This is a genomic window from Amycolatopsis nivea, assembly GCF_004522235.1.
GTDB classification, from domain to species: Bacteria; Actinomycetota; Actinomycetes; order Mycobacteriales; family Pseudonocardiaceae; genus Amycolatopsis; species Amycolatopsis nivea.
Genome location: NZ_SDLT01000018.1, coordinates 19,285 through 31,378 on the forward strand (window position 1 = coordinate 19,285; position 12,094 = coordinate 31,378).

General features: G+C 66.6%; 9 protein-coding genes. 1 reads left to right on the forward strand and 8 read right to left on the reverse strand.

What is annotated here, in order from left to right:
* Window positions 1-30: 30 nt before the first annotated feature.
* The 8 genes from EIZ44_RS21645 to EIZ44_RS21680 form a co-directional block, all read right to left on the reverse strand.
* Entirely contained in the window at window positions 31-1,380 is a 1,350-nt protein-coding gene (locus tag EIZ44_RS21645) for an MFS transporter (protein WP_134730816.1), read from the reverse strand.
* 79 nt (window positions 1,381-1,459) lie between these two features.
* Window positions 1,460-2,653 carry a CaiB/BaiF CoA transferase family protein gene (locus EIZ44_RS21650; RefSeq protein WP_134730818.1) on the reverse strand — a complete coding sequence of 398 codons (1,194 nt, stop codon included), beginning with the start codon at window positions 2,651-2,653 and terminating at the stop codon, window positions 1,460-1,462.
* A gap of 8 nt (window positions 2,654-2,661) precedes the next feature.
* A complete protein-coding gene (locus EIZ44_RS21655; RefSeq protein ID WP_134730958.1) occupies window positions 2,662-3,816 on the reverse strand; it encodes an acyl-CoA dehydrogenase family protein in 1,155 nt (384 codons plus the stop codon).
* Between the two features lie 55 nt (window positions 3,817-3,871).
* Window positions 3,872-5,920, reverse strand: a complete 2,049-nt coding sequence (locus EIZ44_RS21660) for a 3-hydroxyacyl-CoA dehydrogenase NAD-binding domain-containing protein (RefSeq protein WP_167754231.1) — start codon at window positions 5,918-5,920, stop codon at window positions 3,872-3,874.
* 48 nt (window positions 5,921-5,968) lie between these two features.
* A complete protein-coding gene (locus tag EIZ44_RS21665) occupies window positions 5,969-6,760 on the reverse strand; it encodes an enoyl-CoA hydratase/isomerase family protein (protein WP_134730823.1) in 792 nt (263 codons plus the stop codon).
* A gap of 51 nt (window positions 6,761-6,811) precedes the next feature.
* Window positions 6,812-8,194 (reverse strand): RidA family protein, encoded by a 1,383-nt coding sequence (locus EIZ44_RS21670; RefSeq protein ID WP_134730825.1) that lies wholly within the window; start codon window positions 8,192-8,194, stop codon window positions 6,812-6,814.
* A 339-nt stretch (window positions 8,195-8,533) separates the two neighbouring features.
* The gene (locus tag EIZ44_RS21675) at window positions 8,534-9,289 is read right to left on the reverse strand and encodes an IclR family transcriptional regulator (RefSeq protein ID WP_134730827.1); all 756 of its coding nucleotides are present in this window, start codon (window positions 9,287-9,289) and stop codon (window positions 8,534-8,536) included.
* 363 nt (window positions 9,290-9,652) lie between these two features.
* Window positions 9,653-10,516 carry a helix-turn-helix transcriptional regulator gene (locus tag EIZ44_RS21680; protein WP_167754232.1) on the reverse strand — a complete coding sequence of 288 codons (864 nt, stop codon included), beginning with the start codon at window positions 10,514-10,516 and terminating at the stop codon, window positions 9,653-9,655.
* A 139-nt stretch (window positions 10,517-10,655) separates the two neighbouring features.
* Between EIZ44_RS21680 and EIZ44_RS21685 the strand changes: the two genes are divergently transcribed.
* Window positions 10,656-11,978 carry an MFS transporter gene (locus EIZ44_RS21685; protein WP_134730831.1) on the forward strand — a complete coding sequence of 441 codons (1,323 nt, stop codon included), beginning with the start codon at window positions 10,656-10,658 and terminating at the stop codon, window positions 11,976-11,978.
* The last annotated feature ends 116 nt before the right edge of the window (window positions 11,979-12,094 follow it).

Sequence of the window (12,094 nt, forward strand, 5' to 3'; positions counted from 1 at the left end):
GCACCGCGCCTTCGCGACCGCGCGCCGGGCTCAACGCTCAGCCCGCGGTACCGGGTTGAGAGCGCCCGACGATGCGGGGCCGCCCTCGTCCGTCCGATCACGCTCGGGCACCTGGCTTTTGGGCAGCAGCAGGCAGCAGAGAGTCATGACGACGGCCGCGGCCGAGGCGAATCCCGCAACCGGCCAGATCGAACCGCCGCCCACGTCGAGGAGATACGTCGCGAGAAGCGGCGACAGTCCCCCACCAATAACCCCGGCGAACTGGTAACATACCGATATTCCGGTATAACGGAGTTCCGTGGGGAAAAGCTGCGACACCAAACTCGGCAGTACGCCGTACGACGCCCCGACGAAAATCATCGTCACGAACGTCGATACCCACAATGCCGCTGGTTCCCCGGCGCGCATCAAGGCGTAGGCGGGAAATGCCCAGACGAGAAGACCGATCGAGGTCGTCCACGCGATGGTGCGAGAAGCGATCCGCAGGCTCGCCAGCGCCGCGACCAGAATAAACAAGCCCTCCGAGATCGCCGCGATGATGTTGGCGGGCAACGTGACCGATTTCGACATCCCCAGCGTATTGGTGGCGTATACCAGAGCGAAGGACGTCAGCAGGTAGTACGCGGCGAAGTTGCCCGTGAACGCCCCGATGCCGATCAGCAGCTTCGACCAGTGCCTGCGGCCCACCTCGGCGATCGGCACGCGCGGCAGCGCCTCCTTGACCTCGGCCGCCTCGAACTCCGGGCTCTCGGTGAGCTTGACGCGGATGACGAAGCCGACCGGGATGAGCAGGACGGAGAGCAGGAAAGGAATCCGCCAGCCGAAGGACTGGAGCGAGGACGAGGGCAAGGCCTGCACAGCCAGAAACACTGTCGTGGCCAGAAGCAGGCCGATCGGCGAGCCCAGCGGCACGAATGAGCCGAACAACGCCTTCTTCCGCGGAGTCGCGTGCTCGACGGCCATCAGCGTCGCACCGCCGAATTCGCCGCCGACCGCAAACCCCTGGATGATGCGCAGAATCACGAGGAGGATCGGCGCGAGGACGCCGGCCGTCGCGTAGGCAGGCAGCAGCCCAATGGCGAATGTCGCCAAACCCATGAGGAGCAGGGTGATCATCAATATCTGGCGACGGCCCCGCTTGTCGCCGAAGTGACCGAAGAAGATCGCGCCCAGCGGTCGTGCCACGAATCCGACGCCGAAGGTCGCGAAGGACAACATGGTTCCCTGCAACGAGCCGACTTCCGGGAAGAAGACCTTGTTGAACATCAGCGCGGCCGCGGTGGAGAAGATGAAGAAGTCGTACCACTCGATTGTCGTTCCGATGCAGGACGCCGCCGCGACCCGGCCCGGGGACGCAGCACTGGATGGTTGACTCCGCATGGTTCCTCGTCTCCGGGGCCTGCCGGCTCGCCCAGCATGGACCCCTGGAACTAGTGGTTGCAGTTGCTGTGGAACGGCATCACTCCGCCGGTGCTCCCCGCTTTTCCAGGCCGCCGAGTTCGGCGACGATCTCCGCTCGGTGCTCGTCGATCCCCGGCACCGAAAGGGGCCCGGCGACCTTGACCCCGTCCGAGTGCACCTTCACCGGAACCCCCCACGTCGGCACAGTTTCCCCGCTCGGCAACCGCGTGTCCGTCACCATTTCACGGGCGCGCAGCTGCGGGTCCTTCGCCACCTCCGCGAAAGTCTTGACCGTCGACGCCGGGACACCGAGATCCGAGAACAGTTCGGTCCAGTCGTCGGCGGAGCGTTTTGCCAGCGCTTCGACGAGAAGCGGCCGCAGCTCCGCCCGGTTCTGCACCCGGTCCGGATTGGTCGCGAAGCGCGGATCGTCCCGATAAGACTCCGAGTCCGTCCCGGCGCAGAAGCGCTGCCACTGGTGTTCGTTGCTGACCTGCAGCATCAAGTCTTTTCCGTCTCCAGACGGAAAAACTCCCAGCGGGTAGATGCCCATCGTCTCCGACCCGAGCCTCCCGGGAAGCGGTGACCCGAACAGCGCGCCTTGGAAGTAGGCGTGCGCGATCCCGATGGCCGATTCCATCAGCGAGAGGTCGAACCGCAGCCCTTCGCCGCCGCCGCGCAGGTTCGCGACGCAGGCCATGATGGCTCCCCAGCCAAGGTAGGACGTCGCGATGTCGATGGGCGAGCCGCCGGCACGCACCGGGGCGCCATCCGCCTCGCCGGTGATTCCCATGAGCCCGACGTACGCCTGCATCATCGAGTCGTACGCGGGTTGTGCGGCTCTGGGGCCGGTCGGCCCGTAGCCGGTCACCGATACCCAGTTCAGCTCAGGGTGTTCGGCGTGCACCTCGTCCCAGGAAATACCCAGCCGCTCGAGTGTTCCCGGCCGGTAGTTCTCCACGAACACGTCCGCCCGGGCCAGCAGGGCGTCGAAGATGCGGCGGTCGCCCTCGGCCTTCAGATCCAATGCGATGCTTCGCTTTCCGCGATTGCAGCTCACGAAATACGCACTCTGCTCGTCGCGGAACGGAGGCCAGCGGCGCATCTCGTCCCCGCCGGGCGGCTCGACCTTGACGACCTCGGCCCCGAATTCGGCGGCGAGCATGGTCGCGACCGGCCCGGCGATGTTCCGGGTGCAGTCGAGGATTCGGACCCCGTCCAGCAGCGGCCGGTCGTGTGCTGGCGAACGCATGACGCCTCCTACTTGAACGCGGAGAGCCCGGTGAGGGCGCGGCCGATGATCAGGGTGTGCATTTCCTCGGTACCCTCATACGTGTTCACGGCTTCGAGGTTGGCCAGGTGCCGCATGACCGGGTACTCCAAGGAGATTCCGTTCGCGCCCAGCACCGACCGTGCCGTTCGGGCCACTTCGAGTGCCGCCTTCGCGTTGGACACCTTGCCCATCGAGATCAGGCTGTCGGAGGCAGTGCCGGCGTCCTTGGCACGCCCGATGTGCAGGGCCAGCAACTGGGACTGGGCGACCTGGATCGCCATCTGGGACAGCTTTCGCTGGGTCAGCTGGAAACTGCCGATCGGCTTGCCGAACTGGGTACGCGTGGTGGCGTAGTCCACGGCTGCCTCAAGGCAGCTGCGAGCGGCCCCCGCGGCGCCGAACAGAATTCCCAGCCGGGCATAGGTCAGGCAGGAGAAAGCCGCGGAAAGCCCTCGGCCCCGCACACCGGGGAGTTCGGCCTCTTCGGGAACTCTGACGCCGTCGAAGGACAGTTCGCTGGTGGCAGACACCCGCATCGACAGAAGGCTCGGGATCGGCCGGGCGGTGAAACCCGGAGTGTCCTTCGATACCAGGAAGGCCCTGATGCCGTCGTCGGAAACCGCCCAAACGACCGTGACATCTGCGGTGTGCCCATTGGTGATCCACGTCTTGGCGCCGTCGATGATCCAGTCCTTGCCGTCCCGTCGAGCGCGGGTCCGCATTTCGACGGGGTTGCTGCCGACGTCCGGCTCAGTAAGAGCATAGGCCGCGAGCAGGTCGCCCGTCGCCAGACCGGGCAGGTACCGGTTCTTCTGGTCGTCGCTGCCGAACTTGTGGATCGCGGTGACCGGCAGCCCGCTCGCGTACTGCCTGATGCCGGAATCGCCGGCCTCGAGTTCCGCGCACACCAATCCGTACTGGACCACGGATGCACCGCCGAACCCGTAGCCGTCGAGATGCATGGCGAGGACGCCGAGGCGCCCGAGTTCGCGCACGAACTCCCGGTCGTGTTCTCCTGATTCGAAGCGGCGTCCCGCGTTCGGGAGGAAGCGCTCCCTGATGAACTGCCGAACGGTGTCCCGGACCGCGACCTCGTCCTCGCTGAGGAACGAAGAAACGCCCGCCGGGTCCATCGGGTCCATCCGGGTTTTTTCCTTCTGTGCCACGTCGCCTCTTCTCTCGTGATTCGAACTTGAACTACGCCCCGAGCGCATCGCTCAGCCACGGCGACAACGCCGGATCATTTACCTCGTCCCAGGCCAGCAAGACGTCGCACTTTGCCCGCCAGCGCGCGAACAGCCCACGTTCGGCTTGGAACACGGGACCGCCCGCGTCCCGGCTGAGTCCGTACCCGTTCGTCCAGATGACGTCCATGGCCGCGCTGTCCGTGATCACCTGCGCTTCAAGGAGTCGTCCAGTCGCATTCATGATCGCGAACATGCAGGCGTCGACGATTTCGTTGTCGGCGAACGTCTGCGCCGGGACCTCGTGCCTCTTTCGGACTTGCTGAAGCACGTTGATCGTCTCGGCCGACTCCTGCGGCGGCTCTCCGGCCGGGTAGTCGTACCACCCGGCCCGTGCCTTGCGGCCGAGCCTCCCCGCCTCGTAGAGCGCGTCCGAGACAGGCGCCCACGGGCGAATGTCGTTCACCCGAGCCGATTCGTTGCGGCCGTGCCACCCCACGTCGATGCCGGCGAGATCCGCGACCGCGAACGGGCCCATCGCGAATCCGAACTCCCGCAACGCTTCGTCCACCTCGCCGCAGGACGCCCCGCGCAGAACAAGGTTTTCGGCCTGGCGAAGATAAGCTCTGAACGTGTAGTTGGCGGCGAGCCCGTCGTGGGCTCCGACGACGACGGGAACCTTCGACATCCGCGTGGCGACATCGGCTGCTGTTGCCACGGTGTCGTCCGAGGTCTCTTTCGCGCGCCCGATCTCCACCAGGCGCATGTGCGTCGCGGGGTTGAAGAAATGCATCGCAAGAAATCGACTGGCGTCAACGGTTCCCGACGCGAGGTAGTCGAGGTCGATGCCGGATGTGTTGGTGGCGATGAGCGTTTCGCGGCCGACAGCGCCGCTCACCTCCTTCAGCACCTTCACCTTGACCGCTGGTTGCTCGACAACGGCTTCGACGACGAGATCCGCGGCTGCTCCGCTGTCGAAATCGGACTCCCAGGTGATGCCGGTGGCGATCCTGCCTGCTTCGTCGGCGGTGACTTTCCCCGCCTGCAGCTGTCGCTCGGCGAATGCGGCCGACCAGCGTCGGGCGTCGCTGGTGACCTCTCTACTGACGTCGTATCCGCTCACCTTGCAGCCGGCCCGCGCCGCCGCCACGGCGATGTGCCGGCCCATCGCCCCAAGTCCCACAACAGCGATGTGCGTGATGTGACGCGCCTTGGCCCCGCGTGGCGTGCGCCGTGCGATTCGTTCCGCGAAAAAGAGGTGCCGCCGCGCGGCTGCCGCCCGCGAGGCACGAGACACCTCGAATAGTTCGCGTTCGCGTGCGAGTCCGTCGTCCATGCCAAGGGAGTGCACGTTCATCACAGCTTCGGCACAAAGAGCTTCGGGCGAGCCGGGACGAAGACAATCAGGCACTTTAGCGGCTAGGCGCTCGAGGGCAGCGCGATCCTCTTCCTCGGTCGACGCGATCCGTCGATCGCGAGCGAGGAGCAGTTGTTCCGGACGAGCGTGGTCCAGGAACTCGAGAGTGTCGTTCACCATGTCTTCGCCGATGACGGCTTGCACGAGGCCGGAGGCAGCGGCATCCGCACCCGAGACGGACCGTCCGGTGGTGATGAGTTCGAGCGCGGAACCCACCCCCATGAGTCGTGGAAGCCGTTGTGTCGCACCGGCGCCGGGCACCATGCCGAGCACCACCTCCGGCTGGCCGAGTTGTGCGTCTTCTCGAGATACGCGCGCATGGCAGGCTGCGGCGAGTTCGAGGCCGCCGCCCAACGCAACCCCGGAAATGGCCGCGATGACCGGGACCGGGCTGGACTCGATCAGCGAGATGATTTCGCGCAAGGTGGGCGACTCGAGGTTCCCACCGGAGTCGAATTCACGGATGTCGGCCCCACCGCAGAAGGTGCCGCGTGCCCCCGTGAGCACGATGGCTCGGGCGCTGTGCTCGTCGGCGTGCTTCGACACCGCACGATAAATTTCGGCGCGCAGGGGCAAGGACAGCGCGTTCACCGGAGGGGACGAAAACTCGATGAACACGACGCCGCGGCGAATCCGTTCGGTCACGTACCGGCCATCTGGCTGGTACCGGCTTTGCCTCGTCATGTCGGCGAATTACCTTCCGGTGAAGTGCGGTGCCCGCTTCTCGACGAACGCGCGGAAGCCTTCGGCCACGTCCTCGGTGTCCTGGATGTCCTCGAGGGTCTCCCACGCGAACGGAATTCCTTCGAGAAAGCCGCGGCGGAGCGCGCCGTGAACGGCGCGCTTGGTGCCTTGCACGGCCAGCGGGGACGCCTTGTCGGCGATGTTCCGCGCGATCAGTGTCGCCCGGGCGAGGAGATCCTCTCGAGAGGTCACCTCCGTGACCAGTCCCCAGCGGTAGGCGTCCTCGGCGTCGACGACGAAGTCCCTGCCTTCGATCGCCATGCGCATGACGATGCCGACCGGCATCTTCCATGCGAAGCCCGCCGCCTCCACACCGTTGATCAGCCCGATGTTCACGTGCGTGTCGAGAAACCGTGCGTTATCGGAACAGAGGACGATATCGCTGTCGGCGACGAGGTGCCATCCACCGCCGACGCACGCGCCGTTGACCGCACAGATGATGGGCTTCTCCAGCGACTGCATCATGTCCGTCCACGGCCGGAAGATCGTGTATCCCTGGGTCCGCCCGGATTTCGCCGAATCCTCCGCGGCCTCCGTGACGTACATCCCGCTGCAGAACGCCTTTTCACCCGCGCCGGTAATGACGAGGGCAAGGAGGTCGTGATCGTCCCGGTACGCGGTGAGCGCGTCGAGGATCTCGTCCCCGGTGGCTTTGCTGATGGAGTTCATCCGCTCCGGCCGGTTCAACACGAGAGTCATCACGCCGTTGTCGATCGAGACCTCGATGTCCTGGTATTCCACGGAAATTCCCTTCTTGCTAGGTGTCTTTCCCCTTGGCGCAGCCAGTGCGTCTCAGGCTTTGCCGGACCGCGGGCTTACCGCGGTGACCTCGATCTCGACCGAGGCCTCGGCGAACGGCGAGGTGCCGACGATAGGGACGACGGTGGTGGCCGGCAGCGTCGGACCGAAAAACAGCGTGGCGACACGCTCGACCGCGGGCAGCTTGTACGGCTGTCGCAAATAGACAGTCTGGTGCACCACGTCGGCCAGGGAGGCCCCGTGCGCGGCCAGCGTCTCACCGATCTTGTTGTAAATGAAGTGAGTCTGCGAGGTGTTGTCGATTTCTTCGACGATCCGGCCGCTCAAGCGCGGCTTGAGCGCGACGTCGAGGTCGTCGAACCCGTCGATGTGCTTCGGCAGCTCGGTGTTGATCGGCACCTCGCCCGCGGGGAAGATGACGTCGCGGGCGCGGGTGGCCGGCACGTAGTACGGTCCGACCCCGTGCGGCGCGGGCGGGTTGTGCCGTTCGCCCCCGGTGGCACGCCCTGACTCGGAAACCGCGATCACGCCGAACATGACGGCCGCATGGGGGTCCGGAAGCCAGCTCATCGGGAACGCGCTCATCGCCGAACGGTTTTGTTCGGACATAATGTGCTTCCTGATGTGGGCCGTCGGCGCGTAATCCTGCAGCGACTGTCCCAGCCAGCCGCACTGGCGGACGAGCTGACCGAAGTCGGAGCCCACGCCCTCCAGCACCGTTCGCACGTTGCGCCACAGTGCGATGTGCTCGGCTACCGCGGCTTCGCTCCACGGGTCAGGACAGTTGGCCCGGCCATTGGCGGCGTCCGGAGCGGAGAGCTGCTCGAAGCTTCCGACGGCGAGCCCCGTCGCCGGGTCGACACCGCCTACCGGTGTGGTGAAGACCAGCGAGCCCGCTACGGTCGCGTTCGGGAACGGCGCGGTCAGCCGGCCCAGCGGGTCCACAGTCCGATGGTCGGGCCTGCGGTCCCCGTGGAGCGCGATCGCGTCGAGCAGCACGTCGACCCGCGGGTCGACGCCAGGAGCGGTCGCGCCCAGAACGGTCGCCGACGGGAGATTTTCCCCGAACACATGCCGCAGAACCCGCACGACGCCTCGATAGTGCTGCGGGTCGCGAAGGAACACGCGCAGATGCGCGACCTGAACGAGGGACGAGCCCTGCTTGCGGAGCGAGTCCTCCAGGTTCTGAAGTGCTTGCCATGCCTGGGGAAGAACGCGCCGCTCCGGTGCGTCGACGAGCAGGAAGCCCGTGCTCAGCTCGTGACGGACCGACGGATCGAGTTCATCGAACGAAAGCACCAGTTTCCCGTCCGCGTTGTGCCCGGTCTGGCCACCGGTGAACACGAACTCCTGGGACGTTCCTGCCTCGAGGTAGTAGTCCGCCGCCGACACGACCTCGGCTCCTCGATGCGACATGCGGTGGTTCCCCTTCCTCGAGCGTCCCTCTGTGCGGGACACTGTCCCAGAGACAGTAGGTGCCGTGAAATGGCCGTGTCAACCATCAGGCGGGAACTCCGGCAGGTCGAATCCGAGGCGATTTGCCCTCAGCGACCCGGTTTCTGGCAGCCTTCGAAAGACGCTGGACGCGAGGTGGGCTCACGGCGAGCGCCCCGGAATACGGGTCGCTTCCGCCTCGAGCGGGTGGAAGAGAACACGGCCGTCCATCCGGACGGCCGTGTGGGCTCAGTGGCAGCGCGGGCCTGGTGGCCCGGGCAGGAAGGACGCGAAGTCGGCGACTCCCGCACGCGGAGCGTGTTACAGCGAGGTCATCCCCATCGCGCTGAGGAGCTGAGCGATCTGGGCGGCGTAACGGCGAACGTCCGGGCCCAATGACTCCAGACCCGCCTCCGGAGTGCGCCCGACAGGAAACGTGACCGTCAATGCGCCGACCACGGCTCCGCCCACGCAAATCGGTGCCGCCACTCCCGCGGCGCCTTCGATGTACTCGTCGACACTCGTCGCGAACCCGCGTTTCGCGATCGCCTTCAACTCCGCACGCAGTGTTCGGACCGCCGTGATCGTGTTGTCCGTGTAACGCACCCGGTCGATACGCTCGAATACGTCCTCGCCGCATTCGGCCAGGATCGCCTTGCCCGCGGCACCGGCGTGCAGCGGAATCTGCGTGCCCAGCTCATGGACGTACCGCAGCGGCTTGGTGCACTCGACCCTGCGCACGTGCACAGCGACGAGATCCACCGGGTCGAACCTCGACAGGTAAGCGCTCTCGCCGACCTCGTCCACCAGCGCGCGCATGACCCCTTCGATCGACGCTGCCGTCGACGAAACGGACATCACGCGGGCGGCCAGCTGGACAAGGCGCGGTCCGACCGAGTACTCGCCGTGCCGGGACTGGGTCGCGTACCCCTCTTCGGCGAGGGACTGCAGAATGCGATGCGTCGCGCTGCGGCTCAAGCCCAGCTGCTCGGAGACTCGCCGAATGCTGGGACCCGGATTGCTGGTAGCCAACATGTCCAGCACGACCAACGCGCGATTGGTCGATTCAACAGCCATGGTCACCTCACGCGAGCGGAACGAGACAGCCCAGAATATGCACAGTCGCCACCGCGCGAAGCACCTGGTCGGTCACACGGCATTAAAGCGGCTGCAACACGGGACGGGCAAGCGCGACGCACAACCTTGGTCCACATCCAGCGGACCGCTGCGCGAGAATGCCCCTGAGCAGCGAGGAGTCGATTGCTTCGTCTCCTCCCCTCTGCTCAGCGGGTGCACCTCGATGTGGAACCTACTAACCCGACCGGCCTGTCTTCGCCAGTTCCCCGAGAACCTTCCCCCGGGGGGAGAGAGAGACCTCGCGGCTCGGCGATTTCGCACAGCGCTGGCCATTCGGGACCGCGTCAGCGGCTCAGCGATGAGTCACTCACCGGTCAGGTCGCCCGGACCGAAGCGGGGCCGGATGCCTGTCGACCGCAATGCGCCAGCGGTGGCCTCGTCGGCCGGTACCAGGAAGCTGGCGCGGATGCCCGAAGCGTCCTGGGTTCGCAGGGGCACGTGCTGGAACACGAGGGTCCCCAATTCCGGATGATCGAGCGTGGTGGTGGCTTCGGCGCGGGTTTGCGCGGGATACTGCTGCCACCACTCGCGGAACTCGGGGCTCTCCTGGACGAGCCGGTCCACCATGGCGCTGAGCGCGGGATCGCCCGAGTGCAGCGCCGTGCTCAGCCGGAACTCCGCGATCAGCCGCCGCGCCTGCTCGTGCCAGTCCCGGAACAAAGATCGAATGAACGGATCAGTGAACATCAGGGTCAGGAGTCCTCGATCGGCGACGTCCCGGCGCGTCCAGTCGCCGAACACCAGCCGCGCGCTCTCGTTCTGCCCGAAGCCTTCCCAGCGCGGCCCGATCAACCAAGCCGGAGACGGGTCTTGCTGAGCCACCAAGCCGACGAGTCCCGCCGCCGCGGCGCCATCGTGCTCCGGTGACGCCGGCCCGCGTCCGCTGAGCAGCGTGAGCACCAGCTGCGTTTCCTCGTCGGTGCACGCCAGCGCCGCGGCGACACGGGTGAGGGCGGCGACAGAGACCGGCACCGGGCGTGCCTGCTCGAGCCAGGTGTACAGGGTGACGCTGATCTCAGCCAGCGCGGCCACCTCTTCCCGGCGCAACCCGGCCGTACGGCGCCGGCCGGTGGTCGGGAAGCCCGCGGCCACTGGATCGAGCGCGGTGCGCCGGGACCGCAGGAAGGCGGCGAGCTCCTTCCTGCGTTCGCGGTCCTCGATAACCACAAGCACTCTCCGCCGAGCCAGGTAACTGCCGTTACTAGGAAGGTCCCGTAACTGGTGACCCGCCTATCAGGTCCCACACACTACCCGTCAGCACACGGCATCCCGGTCAATGCTGACTCGGAGAAGGACGGATACGAGCATGGTTGTTCAGGGAAGAACACATGGTTCACAGCGGCTGGTTCTGGTGCTGTGCTTCCTCGTCATCCTCGTCGAGGGTTACGACCTGATCGTCTACGGCACAGTGCTGCCGACAATCCTGAAGACGCCTTCCTGGGGGCTCACCCCGGCGACAGCGGGACTGATCGGCAGCTGCTCGCTCGTCGGTCTCCTGATCGGCTCGCTCGTGGCCGGTGCGCTGGCCGACCGGCTCGGACGGCGTCGGACGATCATCGTGGGCACAGTGTGGTTCTCGTTCTGGATGGCCGTGTGCGCCTTGCCCGCAGGCGTCGCGATGTTCGGCATCGCGCGGTTCATGGTCGGCCTCGGCGTCGGGTCCGCAGTGGCCGCGGCCGGTGTGACCGCGGTGGAGTTCGCGCCACGAGGCCGCGGTCAGTCCTACAGCGCCATCGCCTGGACCGGCGCCGCGGGAGGAGGCATCGTCTCGTCGTTGCTGGCGCTGGCGCTGCTGCCCCAGTTCGGGCCGCGCGTGATGTTCTGGACCGGCGCGCTTCCGCTGGTCGTCCTCGTGCCGGTGTTGGCGCTCCTGCTGCCGGAATCACCGGCGTGGCTCCGTGCCCGGGGTCGCACCAAGCAAGCCGACTCCATTGCCGACGCATTCGGGCTCGACGGCGGGGCCGTGACCGACTCGGCCGGTGCTGGGCGCGGCAGCAACGGAATGAAGGGGCTGTTCTCTCGCGATCACTTGCGGGTGACCGCTTTGCTGGGGTTGCTGAGCATCCTGACTCTGCTGCTGGTTTACGGGCTGTCGACCTGGCTGCCGGTGCTGATGCAGAGCACAGGGCACAGTCCGTCGACGGCACTGCTGTTCCTGCTCCTGCTGAGCGCAGGCGGCATGATCGTCCCCGTCTTCAGCGGTCGAGTCGCCGATCTTGCCGGGCCTCGCGTCGTGACCGCTTCCGTCCTCGTGCTCGCTGCCGCATGCATCGTCCTGCTGACTGTCGACCTGCCCACGCCGGCGCTCCTCGCGCTCGCATTCCTCACCGGCGGCGGCACGCTCGGCACCCAGGTCCTGATCTACGGGTTCGCCGCGAACTTCTATCCGACGTCCTGCCGGGCATCGGGCGTGGCGTGGGTATCGGCCGCAGGACGGCTTGGGTCCGTCGTCGGTCCCGTCGTCACGGGTTTGATCGTCGGTGCGGGCGCCAGCGCGGCCACCAGTCTGCTGTTGTTCGCGTCTGTGGCCGTTGTCGCCGCGGCGTGTGCGGGCTTCGTGCGGCAGCGGACCGCGCCCGCACGCGAGATGCGGTCGCCTCAGGTCGCCCAACGCGACACAGCCGCCTGAGCAACGCAAAACGGTGTACCAGCCGACCGGCTGACAGACACGCGGCGCGCCGTCGCCGGTCCCGTATTTCCCGCCTCGTGCGGTGCTGGATCCGCAGAACTCCGGGAGCGGGCTAC